General features: G+C 43.5%; 18 protein-coding genes. 7 read left to right on the top strand and 11 right to left on the bottom strand.

Going from position 1 to position 21,174, the window contains the following annotated elements; genetic code table 11:
• Positions 1-7 precede the first annotated feature (7 nt).
• Positions 8-886 (bottom strand): carbohydrate ABC transporter permease, encoded by an 879-nt coding sequence (locus tag HP552_RS29560; protein ID WP_175398923.1) that lies wholly within the window; start codon positions 884-886, stop codon positions 8-10.
• Between the two features lie 70 nt (positions 887-956).
• Positions 957-2,183 (bottom strand): sugar ABC transporter substrate-binding protein, encoded by a 1,227-nt coding sequence (locus HP552_RS29565; RefSeq protein ID WP_175399159.1) that lies wholly within the window; start codon positions 2,181-2,183, stop codon positions 957-959.
• 315 nt (positions 2,184-2,498) lie between these two features.
• Between HP552_RS29565 and HP552_RS29570 the strand changes: the two genes are divergently transcribed.
• From HP552_RS29570 to HP552_RS29580, 3 genes are read left to right on the top strand one after another with little or no spacing between them, the layout of a single operon-like run.
• Positions 2,499-3,080 carry a class I SAM-dependent methyltransferase gene (locus tag HP552_RS29570; RefSeq protein WP_175398924.1) on the top strand — a complete coding sequence of 194 codons (582 nt, stop codon included), beginning with the start codon at positions 2,499-2,501 and terminating at the stop codon, positions 3,078-3,080.
• A gap of 50 nt (positions 3,081-3,130) precedes the next feature.
• Positions 3,131-3,811: a response regulator gene (locus HP552_RS29575; RefSeq protein ID WP_175398925.1), complete on the top strand. Its 681-nt coding sequence runs from the start codon at positions 3,131-3,133 to the stop codon at positions 3,809-3,811.
• Entirely contained in the window at positions 3,804-4,904 is a 1,101-nt protein-coding gene (locus HP552_RS29580; protein ID WP_246311106.1) for a sensor histidine kinase, read from the top strand. Before HP552_RS29575 ends, HP552_RS29580 begins: the two co-directional genes overlap by 8 nt.
• Before the next feature lie 95 nt (positions 4,905-4,999).
• Here the strand turns inward: HP552_RS29580 and HP552_RS29585 are convergent, their stop codons facing one another.
• The 4 genes from HP552_RS29585 to HP552_RS29600 form a co-directional block, all read right to left on the bottom strand.
• A complete protein-coding gene (locus HP552_RS29585) occupies positions 5,000-6,280 on the bottom strand; it encodes a diguanylate cyclase domain-containing protein (protein ID WP_175398926.1) in 1,281 nt (426 codons plus the stop codon).
• 188 nt (positions 6,281-6,468) lie between these two features.
• Positions 6,469-7,731 (bottom strand): MFS transporter, encoded by a 1,263-nt coding sequence (locus tag HP552_RS29590; RefSeq protein WP_175398927.1) that lies wholly within the window; start codon positions 7,729-7,731, stop codon positions 6,469-6,471.
• 160 nt (positions 7,732-7,891) lie between these two features.
• A complete protein-coding gene (locus tag HP552_RS29595) occupies positions 7,892-8,029 on the bottom strand; it encodes a hypothetical protein (RefSeq protein WP_175398928.1) in 138 nt (45 codons plus the stop codon).
• 201 nt (positions 8,030-8,230) lie between these two features.
• A complete protein-coding gene (locus tag HP552_RS29600) occupies positions 8,231-8,911 on the bottom strand; it encodes a TetR/AcrR family transcriptional regulator (protein WP_175398929.1) in 681 nt (226 codons plus the stop codon).
• A 136-nt stretch (positions 8,912-9,047) separates the two neighbouring features.
• Here HP552_RS29600 and HP552_RS29605 point away from each other — a divergent pair, with 136 nt between their 5' ends.
• Positions 9,048-10,400, top strand: coding sequence for an MATE family efflux transporter (locus HP552_RS29605; RefSeq protein ID WP_175398930.1), 1,353 nt, complete (start codon positions 9,048-9,050; stop codon positions 10,398-10,400).
• 187 nt (positions 10,401-10,587) lie between these two features.
• On the top strand, positions 10,588-11,298 hold the full coding sequence (locus HP552_RS29610; RefSeq protein ID WP_217506585.1) for a DUF421 domain-containing protein: 711 nt from the start codon (positions 10,588-10,590) through the stop codon (positions 11,296-11,298).
• A gap of 62 nt (positions 11,299-11,360) precedes the next feature.
• Here HP552_RS29610 and HP552_RS29615 read toward each other — a convergent pair whose 3' ends face one another.
• From HP552_RS29615 to HP552_RS29635, 5 genes are all read right to left on the bottom strand, one after another.
• Positions 11,361-12,302, bottom strand: coding sequence for a family 43 glycosylhydrolase (locus tag HP552_RS29615; protein ID WP_175398931.1), 942 nt, complete (start codon positions 12,300-12,302; stop codon positions 11,361-11,363).
• A gap of 44 nt (positions 12,303-12,346) precedes the next feature.
• On the bottom strand, positions 12,347-14,062 hold the full coding sequence (locus tag HP552_RS29620; protein WP_175398932.1) for a discoidin domain-containing protein: 1,716 nt from the start codon (positions 14,060-14,062) through the stop codon (positions 12,347-12,349).
• A gap of 84 nt (positions 14,063-14,146) precedes the next feature.
• On the bottom strand, positions 14,147-15,832 hold the full coding sequence (locus HP552_RS29625; protein ID WP_175398933.1) for a type 2 periplasmic-binding domain-containing protein: 1,686 nt from the start codon (positions 15,830-15,832) through the stop codon (positions 14,147-14,149).
• Between the two features lie 64 nt (positions 15,833-15,896).
• Positions 15,897-16,766 (bottom strand): carbohydrate ABC transporter permease, encoded by an 870-nt coding sequence (locus tag HP552_RS29630; protein ID WP_175398934.1) that lies wholly within the window; start codon positions 16,764-16,766, stop codon positions 15,897-15,899.
• A gap of 18 nt (positions 16,767-16,784) precedes the next feature.
• Complete coding sequence (locus HP552_RS29635; RefSeq protein ID WP_246311107.1) at positions 16,785-17,831, bottom strand: ABC transporter permease; 1,047 nt, start codon at positions 17,829-17,831, stop codon at positions 16,785-16,787.
• Between the two features lie 154 nt (positions 17,832-17,985).
• Here HP552_RS29635 and HP552_RS29640 point away from each other — a divergent pair, with 154 nt between their 5' ends.
• Positions 17,986-19,707: a sensor histidine kinase gene (locus HP552_RS29640; RefSeq protein WP_175398935.1), complete on the top strand. Its 1,722-nt coding sequence runs from the start codon at positions 17,986-17,988 to the stop codon at positions 19,705-19,707.
• The gene (locus HP552_RS29645; RefSeq protein WP_175398936.1) at positions 19,695-21,044 is read left to right on the top strand and encodes a response regulator; all 1,350 of its coding nucleotides are present in this window, start codon (positions 19,695-19,697) and stop codon (positions 21,042-21,044) included. The genes HP552_RS29640 and HP552_RS29645 overlap by 13 nt, the downstream gene beginning before the upstream one ends.
• Positions 21,045-21,174: the final 130 nt, after the last annotated feature.

Below are 21,174 nucleotides of genomic sequence, written 5' to 3' on the forward strand. Positions count from 1 at the left end.
GGTGTCTTTATTCTTCTCTTCTTAGTTTAAACTGTATCATCGTAACGACGATAATGACTGCAAACAAGACCGTAGATGATGCTGCGGCGTATCCGAATTTACTGTATTGGAAGCCTTCCTGATAAATGAACAAAGCCATTGAGATTGTACCGTTCAGAGGCCCGCCCCCTGTCATAACAAAAGGCTCCTCAAAGAATTGCAGCCATCCAATGAGTTTGGTAACCACGACAAAGAAAATGGCATAGCGGATGGACGGCAGCGTAATATGGCACAAGCGCTGCCAGCGATTGGCACCATCTATTTCGGCTGCTTCATAGTACATCTCGGGAATGGATTTAAGAGCCGCTAGAAAAATAATCATATTGACCCCAAGTCCTTGCCATACGGCCAGGATGAGCAAAGAAATCTTAGCTACAAAAGGCTTCTCTAACCAAGGTATAGAATCTGTTCCTGCGAGGGACAACAAATAATTAAATAAACCATACTGCTGATTGTAGAGATAACTCCAAATTACAGCTATAGCTACGATATTAGTTATCGTGGGTAAGTAATAAATGGTTCGAAAAGCAGAGAAGAATGCTTTGTTCCCATAATTAAGAAGCAGTGCTACGACAAGCGATAACAGAACGACTACAGGTACGCCAATGCATACATAGAACATTGTATTTAACATTGAAACGATGAAGACTTTGTCATTAAACAGCTCAATGAAGTTATCGATGCCTATGAAATGGATTTTCGACCAATTCGCCAGACCAACAAGGTCCATATCCGTGAAGCTGATGAATATGGATACGATAATTGGAACAATTGAAAAAATGGCCAAAAGAAGAATGGCTGGAGCTACGAACAGATACGGAATCATTTTTGTTCTGAACCGATACATCTTTTCCCCCTCATAAAATGAACTGGGCAGATGGTAAACGCTTCAATCACACCTGCCCAATACGGATTCATTAATCAGACAAAATTTTGCGGACTTCCTCTTGGTAACTTTCCAGAGCCTCGTCGATATCCTCCCCGCCACGAATCACTTGTTCAAGCGTTTTCAGCAATTCGGATGCGATAAATTCATATTCCGCAATCACCGGGAACGGTTGAGTTGAGTTCAGTTGTTCTCCAAATACTTTCATGAAAGGGTCATTAGCGAACATTGGATCTTCCCAAGCACTTTTCGTAGTTGGTAACGTAGATGCTGCTTTGTACCATTCCACTTGAGTCTCCGGATCAGTCATGTAGTTAATGAACGTAAGCGCTTCGTCCACTTTATCCGTACCTTCAAATACCGTAAAATGAGAACCGCCAGCCATCGATGTATTCTGTTCTGCCTTAGGCATTACTCGCACATTCCATTTCCCTTCAATATCGGCAGCCTGTTCTTTGATGGTGTTGACCATGTAGGGGCCGCTGATAAACATTGGATATGTACCATCGGTAAACCCTTGAACCGTTTCTTTACCGGCTTCCAGTTGAGACAAGCCTTCTGCAAAGAAGGTACTGTAAAGCTCCATTGCTTCCTTAAATTTTGGATCTTTAAAGTTATCTGCTCCCTTCTCCGTGTCGTAGACCCAGCCATGTTCCCAGGCCATCATCATCGGGATATGGTGACTGCCTTTGTCGATATCAAATCCGAAATTCCCTTCCCCCCGTGCTGTCAACTTTTTTGCCGCATCAAGCATGTCATCCCAGGTTTCCGGACCGTTGGGATACCCTACCTCAGCAAGTAAATCTGAACGATAGAACAATACGCGAGTATCAATGATGTATGGAATTGCATACGTTTTTTCATCATAGATGGTCGTGGCCGTAGCGCTTTCAAAGAAGTTGTCAGGATTAAGATTTGGATATTTGTCTAAATGTTCAGTGAGGTCAAGAAAAGCTCCGGCTTCAGCAAATTCTGCTACCCAAGTATTCCCTACTTGTAATACATCAGGGCCTTTGCCTGCTGCAACTGCCGTAAGCAGCTTATCATGCGCATCTCCCCACGGAATTGCGAGTACATCAACCTTCATGTTATGTTCCTCTTCAAACCCTTTTACGAACGCTTGCATTTGTTTTCCTTCCGAGCCCATCGCCCACACTTGAATGGTATGATCTGCTCCCGCCTGAGACGAACAACCAGATAAAGCCATCGCAAAAACTGTAGAAAGTGCGAGTATGCCACTTTTCAGCCTTCTTTTCATCAACGCTTCAAACCCCTCTCACCCTGCACATTTTAGGTAACCGGTTTCCTAAAACGAAGTATAAAAGAATTTAATTAATGAATGATAAACCAGGTGTAAAATAATAGTAAATTATTCCTTCAACTCACTATTTTTCTAATCATCCGTTTAAGTTCCAGCTGATTCTGACCGACCCCGGTTTTCATCGTTTCTCCATAATCCATTCTTCTTTAGAATTTCTTCAGATTTATACCCAGTGAATCCTAAGTTCTGTTCGTTATTATTCTCGTAGAATCAATTGTTTGTAGGAAACAACGATATTGGAGGAACATTCCATTGAAACTTAATGAGAACATCTTATTTTTACGCAGCTTTATTCACTGTCCGAAAAGAGTGGGAAGCATCATTCCAAGCTCTCGGTTTCTGGCAAAAAAAATGGTTGAGCAAGCTCCATGGCATGAGATGAGTGCCGTTGCAGAACTCGGTTCGGGTACGGGTGCCATCACCCATTCTATTCACGAACACGTAAGTGAATCAGCCAAGGTTGTATTGTTTGAAATGAATGATACAATGAGGAACGATTTACAGCTAAAGTATCCAGAGTATGCCTGCTACCCGGACGCAGCTAACCTTGTTAATATATTGAAGCAAGAACATATTCAACAATTAGATTGCATCTTTAGCGGACTTCCCTTTTTTAATTTTGAACGTGAGTTCAGAGATATGTTGGTTGAACAGATCTATAATGGACTTAAACCTGGGGGATTGTTTATCGCATTTCAATACTCACTTCAGATGAAGAAGCAACTTTCCGAGAAATTTATGATCGAAAAGATTGATTTCGTACCGTGGAACGTCCCTCCTGCTTTCGTTTACGTCTGTCGAAAAAAGGAAATCAATAGGATGGAAACACTATAGTTTAAACTATGGATGTATAATAAACATGCAAAAAATGAAGGAGCGTCATAATGAATACTGTTCTTGTTGTAGATGATGAATCGGAGATTCGAGATATCATTCATGTCTATTTACGTAATGAAGGGTACCAGGTCATTGAGGCCGCCGACGGTGAAGAAGCACTTAAAGCCATTCAAACATCATCCATTCAGCTGGTAATCCTGGATATCATGATGCCTAAAATGGATGGAATCAAGACCTGCCTCAAAATAAGGGAAATATCAAACACTCCCATCATCATGTTGTCAGCCAAGGAAGAAGATATTGATAAAATTACCGGTCTGACCACTGGGGCTGACGACTATATGATCAAACCGTTTAACCCGCTCGAATTGCTTGCTCGTGTGAAGGCTCAGCTGCGGCGTCAATCCTTACTGGGCAAGGAAGAATTCAGTTCCCTAATGATTATCAAGGATCTGCTTATTGATGAAAGCAAACATCTGGTGAGGCTGAAAGGAAGAGACATTTCGTTGACGCCTCTGGAGTTTTCCATCCTCGTGCTGCTTGCCAGCCGCCCTGGACAAGTTTTCAGTTCACAACAGATTTACGAAAATGTCTGGAAAGAGCCTTATGGGTATTCGGATAATACGGTTATGGTTCACATTCGGAATTTACGGGAGAAAATAGAGGAATTCCCAAGGGATCCTCAGTACATTAAGACCGTGTGGGGAGTTGGCTACAAAATTGACTGAAGCTGCAGATCGACCAAAGCAAAAAAAGAAAATTCAGGTCAACATATTAATCAGGATGTTATTAAGTTTAATTATGGCTACAGTCATAAACAATTTATGTATCATGCTTTTTCTCAAAATAAGCACGGTTATGGAGTGGTTTTGGTTTCGCGATTTTTTTCCTTACATCCTTACTCCCTTATTTACTGTAGCCTTTGTATTGATTTTTTTGATTTTGACACGTCAGATGGTTCGAGACTTAATTACACTGGAAGAAGGACTGCAAACGATTGCCGAAGGGAATTTGAAATATCGGGTACCTGTTGTAAGGCAGGATGAACTCGGGCGGGTCGCTCATAACATTAATCGAATGACAGAACGTTTAGAGCAGCAGCTTTCAAAGGAACGAGAGATTGAAAAGTCCAAAATGGACATGATCACAGGAATTTCACATGACTTACGCACACCTCTAACAAGTATTATTGGATACATCGAGCTCTTAAAATCCAATTCATTTCAAAACGAAGATGAATACAACAGGTTTGTCCAAAACACCTATAACAAAGCATTTCATTTGAAGAAATTGCTTGATGACTTGTTTGAATACACACGTCTTACTTCAATGGACGCTCATATCCATTTAAAAAGAATCGACATTGTACAGCTATTAAAACAAATAACATTTGAATTTGAGCCCATTGCACAAGAACAGGGGATTCAAATCGTAAAAGAAATCGCTGATTTACCAATGATTACGTCCGTAGACAGTGACAAAATGGCCAGAGCCATCGATAACCTTCTCATGAATGCTCTAAAATATTCCCTGAAACCAGGAACGATCAGCATTCGATTGAACTCGAGTCACAATCAAATTGTAATTGAGGTCGAAAATAAAGGGATCCCTCTTACGAAAGATCAACAGGATCAACTCTTTGATCGTTTTTATAAGGTGGATCACTCCAGAAGCAACGAGGGCATTCAAGCAGGGGCTGGGCTAGGTTTGGCCATCACAAAGAACATCATCGAATTACATCATGGTTCCATATCGCTCAAACATACCGATAATATATTTATCTTTCAGTTAACTCTGCCTTCGGAAGTTACCAGTGATTAAACTCCTTCCATTCGTTCCGAAGAATCCCTCATACACAAAACCCGCCGCAGATTATCACAATCTCAGTGCTATCTTCGGTGGGTTTTGTTGTCCGGTTAGGAATTTGACGAATCACCAAAGGAGAATATCCGATATGTATTCTTCCCCTCCGCTTTAGCAAGATAGAGCGCTGCATCTGCTTTTTGAAGCAGTTCTTTTACGGTATCGTCTTTTTCATAAAAGGCAATGCCAATGCTCGAAGTCGTATTGAGCTCCTGCCCACCTAAATGCCAAGGATGCTGCAGCGCTTCTAAGATGTTTTCAGCCGCAATACTGGCTTCTGAAGTATCTTTAATTCGAGGGAGTACAAAGACGAACTCGTCACCACCCATTCTGGCCAAAATCTCGTGTTCTTGAAGACAAGCTCCGGCCCTCTTCACAAATTGGCGAAGCAGTTCATCGCCTGCATCATGTCCTAATGTATCATTGATCTGCTTAAAATTGTCCAAATCTGCAAACATGACAGCTAGCTGTCCAACATCTGCTTCAAGTAAAGCATCATTTAACATTTTATTTAGACATCTTCGGTTAGGTGCCCCAGTCAGGGCATCATGATAACTCAATTGCTCCAGTTGTACCTGATACTTTTTCCGCTCTGTTATCTCTCTTCCGACAAGCATCATATTTCTAAAATCACCGTTCTCATCGAACATCGGCGTTCCTTTCAACTCTAGCCATACCGGATAACCCTGCTCATGCTGCCGCTGTATCTCGTAGGTAAAGGGCTTTTGCAATAGCAGCATACTCATAAAAACGGAGCGGAATTTCTCATCCATTTCTTCATTCGGTTGATAGAATACCCATTTGCCTATATATTCTTTGGGATCAAACCCAAGCACCATTTTGTGAGAAGGAGAAGCGTATTCCACAATACCGTCCAGATTAATCAGTTGGATCAGGTCGAGGGAGTTATCTGCTAGCAATCGATAGCGCTCTTCGCTTTCTTTCAATGCCTTGAGAAGCAACTTATGCTCAGTAATGTTTTTAGCCACTCCAAAAACACCATTCACCTTTCCCTCATAAAACAAGGGAACTTGCTTAATTTGCAAATACACTATATCTCCGTTGTTATGATGGGCTTCGGCAACATATTGACAGGATGCCCCCTTTAAAACCTCAGAAAAATACTGGCTTATCAACTCAAGCTGATGCGGACAAAATAGTTCTTTGTATAAAGAACCCATAATATCTTCTTTCTTATACCCTAAGCATTCCGTGACCCCTTCATTTACTTCTACGATCTTTCCTTCGTTGGAAACAATGAAGATCGCATCCGGATTGTAATTAATGATCGATCTAAATGCTTCAATGGACTGCTCACTTAAAAATTCTCTCATACTTCTCGTCCAATCCTCCACCCGGATAGCTGTAATTAGTTAGAGTACCTTTCACATTACTTTAGCAAATTTTGTCTTCGTTTTACATTGACAAAATCAACCAATTACATTAATTCACGTTTACTAAGATCCCTAAAAAAACCGCTAAATGCATAGCGGCTTATGAATACGTTTATGTGAAAGTCGAATCAGAAACTGTCGTTATTATTCAAGCCCGTATTGGATGGAAACTGATGATTTTGCTTTGCATAAAATAACATCAGGGGAATACTTATCGCAAACGCTCCTGCTACGAGCAGGAATGGAATTCTTGGGTCGATTCCATAAGCCCAGCCTCCAATAATACCGGAAGGTGAAATAACGATCAGGATTAACACCTGAAGCAGAGCAAATATCTTGGCACGATTCTCATCGTCAATCGCATTTGCGACTGCGGTCTCCAAATACGGATAGGTCATCATTGTTCCAATTGCAGCGATGATCGTGCTCACACTTAGTATGATCAGGTCACCTTTTGGAGCAATGACGAGAATCACATTGGACAGAACGGAAATGACAAATCCCCACACCATGGTACGGTTCACTTGCGACTCGTTGATCCGGGGCATTATCCAGCGCATGAACATTAACATGATCACAGAGGAGAACGCTGGAAAAACAGAGATCAACCCACTTCCAAGCTGCAAGTATTCGACCATAAATATGGAGACGTAAGTCGTCTTCACCGTTGTCTGAAAGTTAAACAGGATATAGACGCCAAATATGATCAGCAGCATTGGGCTGCGAAGCATCACTTTCATTACGGACAAGTAGTCGGACATTCCCTCTTTGATGCCCATTGACTTGGTTTCCTTCATTTTGCGATAACCGATATCCGTCTCTTTCGTCGCATAATGGCGTCCGATAAACTGAATCGTCATCATAATACAGGCCAGGACAAACATGATCCGAACCCCGGGTACGAGCGAAAAATGGTAAACCAGCAAACCACCAAGCGGTGCAAACAATCCCCCTACTACACTAATGAGCTGCAGTAAAGTAAATACGTATGTTCTTTCTTTCGGTGCCGTATCCTCAACCAGCAGACAATAAAACGCGGTGTGTGGCACCTTTTGAAACCCGTTTACAATGGCCGCGAATACGAAAAACCAGAAATTTTGAGAAATGGCCCATAATAGTGTAGCGACGCTCCAGCTGAGCACATCAAAATAGAGCAAAGCGCGCTTTCTCCCCATCCGGTCTGTAAGGTATCCGCTAAGAAAAGAAGATAGCACCTGTACAAGCAGTCCGATGGAAGTAATCCAGCCGATGCCTGTTTCCGTTACCCCTAGCTGATACATGAAGATGGAGCTGTAGGTGACATACATGCTGTAAGGAATCAGAAACAGCGGTTCGTAGATGAGACAGCCCTTGGCGTTGCCGGTTAATTGCCGAAAAGAATTGGAAGCCATATATTCCTCCCTCATTATGTACTTAATTAATCGTATTATATATTCTATCTCAGCATTTGTAATGATTGGAACGAACTAAATTACACTCAAGTTGCGGAATGAATCAGATAACAACTAAAAAACCGCCAGCAAAAGCTGGCGGGCATTCTTAAGCTAGATATTAAACTAAGAAAGCTTTGGAGATGATGACCAACAATATAAAGAGTACCAGAATTGCACCGATGGATGTGAAACCACCGTATCCTCCACCAATTCCCCCTACATTGCCATTGCCATTTCCATATCCAACTTCACTCATGTTTCTTCCCCCTCTTCTGTGGTATGTGTTAGATTATGCATGATTGGCTCATTTGACAAGGCTAAAATAAAAAGGGGCTAAACTCCTATTCTTCTTTTCTTATATATTTCCGGAAAACCCTTATTGGAACATCCATTTAAGAAAACATAGAGCCATATTCTCGTCCTTTTTAGCATTTTTACTACAACTTCACTATTCTATCTACTTCTCCTGTTCCTTTATTACCTGCTCTATCCCCAACAGAATCAGCTTCAAACCGAAGTCAAACGCCCCGTCGGTTCCCATCAGCTCAAACATTCCGCCCTTGTACATCCTGCGGAATATTCCCGCTTCCGTCTCACTCATAGAGTCCAGAAGAGGGAGCATTTCCCCTTCCGGAAATACTTCCTGGTCCTTAAGAACAGCGGAGATATTACGCTGATGTTGATAATCATCCAGCACGAAGTAAAAAACATAGTTCACAAGTGTAAGAACCGCTTGTAATTTCTCCTCTTGCTCAAGTGGCGTCGATTCCATGCAGAGTAGCATGCGGTTGGTGAACCGGATCATGTCCGGCTCGTGAGGCAGCGTCATCATCATGAGTTGCGTGGAGCAAGGGTATCGGCGGAGCACACTTCGTACCGTTACCGCAAGTCCCTCCATTTGTTCCTTCCAGTCCCCCTCGGAGTCGAACTCCTCCAGAATCACTTTCGATATCTGGTTGGCTAGGCGCTGGTAAAGAGTCTGTTTGCTCTTAAAGTACCAGTACAGAGAGGGAGCCTGAATCCCCAGCCGATCGGCCAATCGTCTCAAGCTGAATTTCTCAATGCCCTCCTCCCCGAGTAGCTTCCACGAAGTTTCCAAAATCTTATCTTCCGAAATCTGAGGCTGCTGTCTTTTCATTGGTATCCGCCCTTTTATCTAACAGTGTAGGTTTATACTTTACAGGTCCGTGGGTTCATGATAACATCTAACACTGTAAGGTTCAATCTAACACTGTTAGACTAAACCGAAATTAACAAAGAAAGTAGTGAACCACATGGATACAGAAAACCTGCATTACTTTGAAAAAGCACCTATCGCAAAAGCCGTAGCTCATTTCGCTGTGCCGATGATGCTAGGCACGTCAATGAGTGTGATCTATTCAATCTTGAATGCCTATTTCCTTGGTACATTAGGCAACACAGCGATGTTAACCGCACTTGCGCTAACTTTGCCGCTATTCGCAGTAATTATGGCGCTAGGCAATCTGATTGGCATGGGTAGCGGTACATTCATCTCTCGTTTGCTAGGAGAGAATAAATATGATGATGTAAAGCATGTATCTTCATTCGCCTTTTACAGCAGTTTAGTTCTCGGTGTTATCGTAATGGCCGCCGGTCTCCCGTTGATTGATCCAATCGTCCATGGCCTAGGGGCAACATCTGAATCCTTCGGTTTTACAAAGGACTATGTCACGATTATGCTCATTGGCTCACCATTCGTCGTATTATTCTTCACCCTGGAGAATATCGTGCGCTCGGAGGGTGCCGCCATCACGTCGATGATCGGTATGATTCTCAGTGTTGTCGTGAATATCATTCTTGATGCGTTAGTCATTTTCGTCTTCCATTGGGGTGTGATGGGTGTTGCATCTGCGACGGTCATTTCTAACTTGGTAGCGAGTGTATTTTACGCCTTTTATATGGGTTATAAGAGCCAGTACTTAACCATCTCCGTAAAATGGTTCATGGTTAGCAAAGACATTCTGAGCAATGTATTTAAAATTGGAGTACCCGTCTTTATTATGAGTATTTTCTTGGGTGCAATGTCACTGATCGTGAACCTCTTTCTTGCCCAATATGGGGATCAAGCCATAGCGGGGTACGGAATTTCATCACGCTTATTGCAATTTCCAGAGTTTATTTTGATGGGCTTATGCGAGGGAGTCGTACCGTTGATTGCATTTACTTACACAGCGAATAAATTACGCATGAAGCATACCATTGGATTTACGATCAAAGCGGTTGTGGCGTTAGCAGTCGCGTTCGGCATCATTGTCTATCTGACTTCCGACCACTTGATTAGTCTATTTACGAATGACCCACAATTAATTGAGATGGGCAGCTACATTCTTCACGTTTCATTCCTGTCCCTCTTCATTTCAGGAATGACCACGTTGTTTACGGGAATCTTCCAAGCAACAGCGCAAGGGACCGCCGCGTTTATTATGTCAGTTATTCAAGGAATTACTTTAATTCCTGTGCTGTATATTGCTAATCAAATGAACGGCTTCCACGGGGTCGTGTGGTCGCTCGTCATTGCAGATGCCGTTGCATTCCTGGTTGGTGCCATTATGATGTATGTTTTGCGGACCAAGCTGCAGCCAGAATTAAGTAATTTAATGCAGTAGAAAACAGATAACCCGCCAGAAGGCAACACGTACGCCGGATTGTTATTATGGCCTTTCCTCATTCATGACCCTTCCGCCCAGTCTTCCTGCTCAGGATGAATGTCATCTTTTATGGTTTGATGTTTTTAATCAAATAGAGTGGGTAATTGTTCATCAATGATTGGTTCTTTCGGGAGGTTGGATAGATATGTTTATGGATTTAACAATGAAGCTCGTAATTAGCTTTTTCGGACTTTGGGCCATCGCTTTTATCACGGGTAGAAAAACGCTTAGTCAACTTACACCGCTGGACTTCCTGTCTTCGTTAGTATTGAGTGAAATTGTAGGGAATACGCTGTATGACGATCAGGTAAAGGTGTCTCACCTTTTATTTGCATTGGCCGTTTGGACTGCCCTCTCTTATCTTTTTGAGAAAGCAACCACCCGATTTGTGAAATTCGGGTATGTAGCAGAAGGTCGGGTGGCTCTCTTAATTGATAACGGTGAAGTGAATCAGAGTTTGATAAAAAAATATGATATCGAATATAAACAATTGCTCTCCATGCTTCGAAAACAGAATGTTTTTTCGCTCCAGGAAGTCAAACATGCCGTCTTGGAAATAGACGGATCTCTGTCCGTCCTTCGCAAGCCCGAATATGAACCTCCAACTGTTCAAGATATGGGTTTGGAAACACAATCCGATTCTTTTTCTATTACAGTGATTGACAAAGGGGAACTTCTGAAAATGTCGATGAGAGGAAAGGAAATTGATACGGAGAAGGTAATGATGGAGATGCAAAAACAGGGCTATCATAATATTAAGGATATAGCGTACGCAGAGTATCGCGAAGATGGAACACTTTATATCATTCCGAGAAAGAAAAAGAACAAACGAATGATAAACAGACATGTGACATGAATGATCACGCTCTTCAATAAGGGGATAAATCGATCGATTTATCCCCACAAGAGCAACTTCCTCTACCGTTTAAAAACAATGGAATGAGTATCCCCTTCTAAAGTTAATGTTGAACAATTATTCAGGACCGGAATATCCCCTTCAAATTCAATGGGCAGCACCACATAGCTGGATTGAAAGTAATCCAAGGCGTTCCAGCGATCCGAAAAGTAAAGGTACTCCTCTGCTGATCGCTTCAGCACAAATGCAGGCTGCGTTCGAAACGTAGTTTCATCGCCAAAATCGCTGAGCATTCCCCATGGACCATCCATGGAATTCGCCATCGCGTATTTCCCCTGATTCGGATCCCAACCCGTGCAAAAAGAGGTCAGCATGTAGTACTTTCCGTTTCGCTTGAAAACGGCCGGAGCCTCCCGATACTCCCCCTGCCACAGCTTTCCGACAAGGCTTTCGACATTAAGGTAATCTGCATGCAGCCGATATATGTGAAGATCCGCATTGTCTCTGGCAGCTGAAATGAAATACGCAGTCCCGTCATCATCCTGAAAGAGTGTGCAGTCTCGCGACATATACCCATAAGGATTAAAGCTGCCATGATATACGAAATGGCTATCCGGAGAGTCCGATGTGGCGATCGCGCATGCAGCATCAGTATAATTCGTTCCATTCTCATAGTGCACCCATAGAACAAACTTCTTTGTCGCCGGGTTAAAAAGCACTTTAGGTCGCTCCAGGTTCACTTTTCCACCTTTGTCGTTCTTTAATTTCATATTTGTTCGAACACGAATGGGTGCAGCTGGAGTAAAAGTCGTAATGATATGGTTTCGAAACTCCCAATTGAAAAGATCTTTGGAACGGTAACAACTAACATAAATATCGTCTCTGCGGTCTTCACCATACCAATAATAATAATGGTCATGAAATAGAATATGTCCACCATGGGCATGGATCGGCTGACCGCTTGAATCATTCCAACTCTCACCATTGGTTAATCTATTATTCACACAGCTACCTCTCATCCATTTATATTTGATGTTTGGGAACATCGTTAATCGGTTTCTGTTCCAAATATCTTTACTTCCCACAGCCTTGGGGTGTACCAGTTGTTAGGGTTGTTATGAAGTGTCGCATTTAGCATATTAATTCGTACATATCTGGCAGTACTCGAAAGACTATCCGAGGTGAAGCCGTACGATGTATTATCGGTTCGATCCAATGCTTCGGTCCAGTTCACATTGTCTGTGCTCGTTTCAATTTTATATTTGTAAAATCCTTCGGAGCCTTTTTGCATCCACCAGGAAATTTGCACGTTATTAATTTGTTGAACTGAGCCAAGGTCTACTTTCCACCAATGTGGCCAGGAACTGCCTGTGCCGATCCATTCGGTTTGATAGTTACCATCGTTCGCATAATTCGCCGGGTTAGTTCCGGCAGCCGTTTGCGCAGTGGCTTGTTTGCCTTGCGACAACAGCTTTCCATTCTGAACAGGAACCACGACATCATCGTTCGCATTGTACAAAATTTGATCAAAGTAATCATAGAACGCGTAACCATTGGAGAACCAAACCGGGAGCAGTCGTTCCTCCGTTGTTCCGTTTTGTGTACCTGCCCAGCCAAACATCCAGCGGTAAGCAACCATTACAACCTGATTTCCAGTGTTTGGCTTTATTCGCATGACGGAACCCGATTGTGCCGAAAAGGTAGAAGTGTTGCCGATGGTTCGTAATTCAGACCAAGCTCCATCGATACTTGTTGCTGAGGAATACAGGGGGATACTTGGATACCAACCTGCAGCTTGGGAAGAAAACAAATAATAAATGCCATCCTTTTTGATCATCTTAGGCAGTTCCCTGTGCTGATTCTGATAAATAACCGAAACTTGATGATCCACATCAAGCCAATCGGAGGTCAACTTGTACAAAATGGTGTCCGAATTATTATTCGCCGTGGAGATCAAATAAGCTGAATCATCATCATCTTTGAAAATCGAGATGTCCCTGGACTCGTTTCCTTCGGGTCGAAAGCTTTTGTGAAATGTAAAGTTTTCTCCCGGCGTGGCCGAAGCCACCGATACCCTGGCAAGTGTGTAGTCTGTACTATTTTCATAGTGAGCCCAAAAGACAAATTTATTGGAGGGGGCATGGTATAGAATATTGATCCCTTCAAATTTACTATTAGCCAGATCGGGATGATCCGTGTATGAAAGGACCACTTTGTCGTTACCATAGGTGATATCGTCGGTTGACGTCTGTTGAATCATCTGACCAAAACCACCTGATGACTTTTGTTCAAAATTGAACCTGTAGTAGGTATCTCCCACTTTAAGTTCATTTGGGAGTGATAGGGTTGATTTTGTTATATTATCAAAAGTGGTGAGGTTATCCGGAAGAGTATAAGGGGTATATTCAGGCGAAACGGCGGAGGTTAACAGGGAATTGCCGCCATAAACCCTCACTTGGTAGCTATATGTGCTTCCTATGCTGAGGTCATAATCATCCGTTGTTGTACCGGTTAAGGTCTGCAGCAGCGTATAGGGTCCGTTGTTCTCGGATCTAAACAGCTCATATTCGGTCGCTCCGTTAACAGGTGCCCAATGTATTTTGGCATTGGAAACTTCCGATTCATTCTTTAGCACAAACAGTGTTGCTGCAATATTTGTCTCCTCGCTTGCAGCAGCGTGAGCAGTTTGAGCTGAGGACGATAAATGAAATGCTAACCAACAAAATACAATGATGAGTGCAATTCCTGGTTTACCTTTGATCATGATTCATCATCTCCTTTTGTATCTCCCCTTTAACAGGTCAACCCTCCTTGTTCCCGGAAGATTGACCTCTATGAAGTGGGACTTTTATTTCAGGTTCATCAGTGACATGACATCCGTCTCCCTGGCTTGGCTGTACCACTCATTTACTTCTTCGATCACTTGGTCTCCGCCTTTTTCGTGCCATTGTTTGACAAAGGTATCAAACGCTTCAAGTGGCTCATTTCCGTAAATTATTTTCGTAAAGGTTTCTTGCTCCATGGTGGTTAGCTGTTCCCACACATTCTGCATCGTTGGCGTGGGCGGACCATTAAACTCATTTGGCAGCAAGACATCCCGATTTTCATAGGAGATCCGATATCCGTCTTTGGTGGTTTGATCCTTTGAAGCGCTTTGAATAAGGACACCCGTATCGGGCTTGGCACCGTTAGCCAGATCGAAGTACGATTTGCCGGGACCGTCAACACTCGGTGTATTTTTGGTAAATGCCATTTTCCCAACACCTTGTACAGCCTCCAATGGCGTATTGAATTTCGTTGGATCGAATGTCACTTCGTCATTGACGATATCGTAATCGTATCCCTGAGCGTAGCCATATTTGAAATCGCCAGTGCTGAACGCCGCATCGTACATTTTATCGTAGTACAGGAAGAATGCCTCCATGTTTTGAAAGTCTTTGTTGAACATGAACACGCCATCGTTCAACTGGGCAGACTGGTAGGTCTTATCGCCGTTTACGGCTTGAATGGTCGGATAAGCACTGATTTTCGCACCCTCCACATTTTTCTCCACGTCCTTCACACTGTCGTAAAGCCAAGGACGGCCGATGATGATGCCTGCCTTTCCTTCAGTGAAATCGGATAGTGCGTCCCAGGCGCCCTGGGTGGCCAATTCTTTGTTCAAGTACCCTTTGGAATACCAATCACGCAGCTTGGCAAGGGCATCCTTATTACCCTCAGCCACCGATCCATAGGTAAGTTTGCCGTTGTCGTTATACCATTGTCTTGGAAGGTGTTTGCCTGTATATGCACTGAATATCATCACCGGATCGCTGACCCAGCCCGTGTTGTAGGAATCCTTTCCTGAGAAAGTAAAGCCGTATGTGTCTTGTTTACTGTTACCATCCGGATCCTCAGTAGTGAACGCAGCGATGACTTGCTCAAACTCCTCCATCGTCGTCGGAGCTTTCAGCTTCAATTTGTCCAGCCAGTCCTGGCGGATCAGCATGACCTCGCCTTCCGTCAAATTCGGCGCAATGGCCATTCCGTAAACCTTGCCATCTCTGACCACAGGATTGAAGGTGGTTGGATATTGTTTGTAAATTTCTTTGATCCGATCAGGCATGTAGGTTGAAATATCTTCCGTGATCTCCTTGACCCGCCCCGATTCGATCAAATCATTGATCAGCATGGTGTCATAGACCGGCAGAACATCCGGCAGCTTCTCGGAACCTGTCAGTGCCAGCCGCAGTTTGGTATTGTACTGGGAAGCGTCGCCACCCAGCAGGGTCGTTTGGATCTTGATGCCGAGATTTTGTTCGCCCCAACGGGTCAACACATTGTCATTCAAACTTTCACCATTGATGTATTTGCCGGCATTTTCATCCTGTTGTTTCGCGATGGTAATCGTAAACGGAGGATCATATTTTCCATCCTTGAGCACCGATGCCGGTGCGGCCTCAGAAGCACTTTCCCCTTTACTGCAGCCAGCAACAAGAATAGCCGATAACATAACCAGACTTACCATTTTCCATAAATCATTTCTTTTCTTCATGAAAACATGCCCCCTTCACTCAAACTCAATTTGTGTTCTCTGATCCAATTTTTCGTCATCATAACTATTCTTTCACAGCTCCGAGCACGATCCCCTTAACGAAATATCGTTGTAAAAAAGGATAGACCAGAATGATGGGTAACGTGCTGACAAAAATTTGGGCTGCTTTGATGCTTTGTTCCGACATGGCTGCCACCTCAGACTGACTCATCGCCATATTCTGCATATTGCTCTGCACCACAACCGTCTGCAGGAACGAAGCCAGCGGATACTTGCTCGCATCCGACATGTACAGAATTCCGTCAAACCAGGAATTCCAGTGTCCAACCATAATGAACAAGGATACGGTTGCTAGTCCAGGCAGAGACAACGGTAAATAAATTTTGCTGAGGATCACGAAAAAGGATGCTCCATCAATGAATGCTGCTTCTTCCAACGCTTTTGGAATCGTTTTGAAGAAATTGACGAGAAGGATCAGGTTATAGGCTCCGAAAGCTCCCGGCAATACGAGGGCCCATATGGTATCCTTTAATCCCAGGTTTGTCACCAGAATGTAAGAAGGTATCAATCCTCCAGAGAAGAGCATGGTAAAGATAAAAAACCACATCAGTGCATTGCGCCCCCGAAATTCCTTGGACAGGGCATAACCTGCACAGGTAAGGATAAACATGCTGATTGTAGTCCCCAAAACCGTTCGGGTAATGGAGGTCAGCATGGCGCCGATGAAATTGGAATTGTTGAACGTTTTAACATAGGCGTCAACGTTGAATCCGACCGGCCAAAATGACACCATGTTGCCGCTAATGGCCGCCTTGCTGCTGAGCGATTGCGCCATTAAATGCAGCAGGGGAAGAAAACACGCCAGTCCTGCCAATATCATGAACGCATAATTAAAATACGAGAATACTCTATAGCCTGTCGTCTTATGGTACATGATCCCTCTCCCTCCTTGTTAGAATATTTTATAATTGGCATACTTGTAGGCCAGTCTGTAGGATACAACGATCAAGATTAGGCTGATACCCGACTTAAACAACCCAACCGCGGTCCCGAACCCGTACTGTCCATTTAACAAGGACGAACGGTAGACATAAGTGTCGATGATATCTCCCGTACTGTAGACAAGCGGGTTGTACAGATTGAAGACCTGATCAAAGCCCGCGTCCAGAATATTCCCCAGACTCAGCGTGGAAATGACGATAATCATTGGCAGCATGCTAGGTAAGGTAACGTACCTGATTTGCTGCCGACGTGTGGCGCCGTCGATCTCTGCCGCTTCGTAATAGGAAGGATTGATCCCCGCTATCGTTGCCAAATAGACTATCATGCCGAAGCCGAAGCTTTTCCACACATCGCTGACCACAACCGTGAATCTAAAAAGATCAGGATCACCCAAAAAGTAAATCGGATCGATCCCGAACAGCCGGGTCAAAATTTGGTTGATGCCTCCGTCTAATCCGAGAATGTCGATCATCAACCCTGCCACTGTGACCCACGACAAAAAGTGCGGCAGATACACCAGTGTCTGTACACTTTTCTTAATGCCAATATTTCGGATCTCGCTCAGCAGAATAGCCATGATGATTGGAACAATAATACCAACGATAATTTTGGAAACGGCGATAATCAGCGTATTGACGATCGCTTGTGTCGCTTCTTTATACTGAAAAATCCGTTCAAAATTATCTAACCCGATCCACCGGGAACCTCCGATGCCAAGCCACGGTTTATAGTCCTGAAACGCCATCAGCAGCCCTACCATGGGGCCATAAGAAAAGATGCAGACAAACACCAAAGCGGGAATACACAGTACATACAAAGGCCAATTTTTCCTGACTTCCTTTTTCAACGAGTTTCGATGGGAAATCTTAAGTTTTGTTTTTTTTCCAGTTGTAACGGTACCAATCTCGTTAATGTTGCATACCTCCTCTATGATGACACTGGGAAAGCAATCCTCGCAGTTAAGCTTAACAAAAGCGCTTTCACACCAAAATGCCAAAATTTCAAGATCATCACCCCATTCTGAATCATTTTTAAACCGCTTTCATTTTAGTATTTCGCTGCTCTTCCGCTTTCCAGTGGTTTGGCTTATATTAAAGTTACACCGACATGGAGTTATAACTTCTAGTGTTGCATTAGGAAAGGGAAATCATATGATAAGAAAAATGTACATGAAGCGATTTATCTATTTCTTTGTTTTTTTTCTGCTGCTGACGCTGAGTTTGTTTTTTGTAATGAACCGTTTGAGCTCAAAGACACTGGAAGAAAACCTGATTGTCGCTTCCAAGAACCAGCTTGATTATGTGAAGGGCATTCTAGACGGGATTATGTATGAGGCAAACATGTATGGGGTTCAGTTTGCGGCAGACAGTGATGTCCGCTTTTATCAGAGCCAGGTGATCGAGTTGAGCAATTATGATTCCCAAATGAAGAAAAATGATATTGTTGATCGATTGCGGCAAACGCTACTTTCCAGTCGATCCATTGAATCGATCGGCATCTACTGGAAGTCTGAGGAAACGTTCCTGTCCACCAACAATACGCTGGAGGCAAGACTTCCGTTCAAAGATGTTGATCAACGGGGATGGCAAATCATTGACGAAAGCTTGTATTACTTTGCCGTCTACCCTTACATCCAAAAACCAGGACAAACTGAACCAGCTCAGTATGTCGTTGGCGTGAAGCTCAATACGGAATATTTGAAAAGCCTGCTGAAAAAAGCCGTGAATAATGACAGCTCGAACGCTTTTTTTCTGTTTGATCACCAGCAATTATGGAGTCAATCAGAAGTCGACAATGATCTATTGAAAGCGGTTACCAATATGCTTTCTCCCCAGACCGAGGCAACCTTAAAATATGATTATCATACCAATTCGGATGACTACTATGTTCTATCCCGATATATTGAACCGATCGACACCTACCTGATTACATACACACGGACCAATGATTTCCTGCAGCCGCTTGACCGCAGCCGCAAAGTTTTCCTCGCCAGCATTTTAGCGGTTTTGACGCTCGGCCTGATTGTCATCTTTACGTTCTACCGGAACTATTACCGCAATATCCGTCTGCTGGAGAAGAAGTTTTTACAAGTCGAGCAAGGGAACCATAACACACGGATTACCGAAAACACCGACAAAGAGTTTTACAGCCTCTTCAGAAGCTTTAACCATATGGTCGCCGAAATCCAGGATCTGTTCGTATCCTTGAAGACCGAAACGGAACTGAGAAGAAGTGCGGAACTTCAACAATTACAAGCTCAGATTAACCCTCATTTTTTATACAACAGTTTGTTTTTCATCATGTCGGTGGCCCAGTTTTCGCCGGATTCCGTCATGCGAATGAGCAAGCATCTGGCCGAATATTACCGCTATTTAACCAAATTGGATCGGCATGAAGTCACGTTGGAAAGTGAACTTCAGTTTGCGGAACATTTCCTGGTCATTATGGCTCTCAGCAAAAAAATGGAGTACAACATCGATTTGCCGCCGGAACTGGCCTCGCTTCCCCTCATGCCGCTGATCATTCAGCCCGTAGTCGAAAACGCGATTCAACACGGAATTGAAGGTCAACAGGGAGCCCATCAGGTGACGATCGATGTAAAACAGGAAGAGGATCTGATTAAGATAAGGGTTTCGGATGACGGCAAAGGTCTAACGATGGACGAGATCCGGATGCTGGAAGCTCGGCTTGAGAGCAGCGCCTCACCTGAAGGAACTAGAGGGGTTGGGCTCTGGAATGTAAACCAGCGTCTGAAAAATACGTATGGCGAGCTAAGCGGTCTGCAGTTTTCCACCAATGAATGGGGAGGCTTGTCCGTCCTGCTGCTCATTCACAATCCCACGGAGAAAGGGGAAATTTTATGCGATTATTAATCGTTGATGACGGACATTATGTCGTTGAGTATATGAAGCACTTGCTCGATTGGAAATCCTTCGGCATCGATCAGATCGAGACGACGACCAATTCGATTGAAGCCAGAGAAATGTTGAATCAGAGCCATATCGATATTCTGATCACTGACATCCGCATGCCCGAGGTATCGGGGATTGATTTGCTTCAACATATCCAAAAAAATGGCTTGCCAACCAAAGTCATCATTCTTTCCGGCTATTCCCAGTTCGAATATGCGCAGCAAGGAATCCGTTTGGGTGCACTCGACTATTTGCTCAAACCTGTAGACAAAGATGATGTGGAGAAAGCCATGTCTAAAGCCATCAAGAACATTATAAAAACACGGCCCATTCAACCCGTCGCATGGGAAAACTTCGATGGTTTGGGGTATCTGCTTTCGCTTCTTGGAGAAAACGAAACCTTACGGGCCAAATTTGATGCCTACACTGATTTTTTAGGGGCGCGCCAATTTTGCGGCTTTAAGATGGATAATTTCACACAAGCACATGTGGATATTGTAAAACATACGATTGGAGACAAGTTGGACCGTCTTGTTTGGACTGCGGGTACCCAATTGGTCGCTTTCGTTCCGGAAGAAATTGCTGGGGAACTGACCATCACATTGAAACACTCGCTTTTGTCACCGCCCTTTTCGTTAAAAGATCGAAACGAGACCCGCCAACAATTCTACGGATTTTTCCTAAGCGAACACGTGCACTCAAGTGACTTCATGGAATTATACAATCCATCTCGATCATGCGGTGAATGGGAGTCTGCCGGAAACATCATTAAAAAATATGATCGAATCCATCTCAGAAAGCACAAAATCATCTTTCTCATGGAGACCATCCTTTATCTATATCAGGCGGATAATAATCGGGATGCATCTGAAACTGCAGACTGGATTTTTAATCGGCTGCGAGACCCTGACGAACTTTGGTCGACCCTCATGGATAAGGTCAGCCGGATCAGGAACAACAAGCAGATGTCCATTCAAACCATTGTCGACAAAGTGCAAACATACATCGAAGACCATCTTTCACATGGCCTTAGCCTGGATGAACTGGGAAAAGTCGCACATCTTCATCCTGTCTACCTTTCCAAACTTTTTAAACAGGAGACAGGAGAAAATGTGTCAAACTACATTTCGAGGAAAAGGTTGGAGGAGGCTTCCCGGCTGCTGCAGGAATCTGAACTCCGCATAGCCGATATCGCACAAATGGTCGGTTACAAAAAAAATCAATATTTTATCCAGTTGTTCAAGGAAGAATACGGGGTTACACCCTACCAATACCGCAGAAACATAATCCACCAATAAAACTGCAAGCACTGGTGTGATGTTAGTGCTGGTACTGAGGTCAGGTGCTAGTGCTCACCTCTAGGACCTCCCAAGTTAGAAGTTGTCCTGCTTAGGACAAGAAATTATACCGGTATAACAAAAAAAGCCG

The sequence above is a fragment of the Paenibacillus xylanilyticus genome (assembly GCF_013359935.1).
In the GTDB taxonomy this organism is placed as follows: domain Bacteria; phylum Bacillota; class Bacilli; order Paenibacillales; family Paenibacillaceae; genus Paenibacillus; species Paenibacillus xylanilyticus.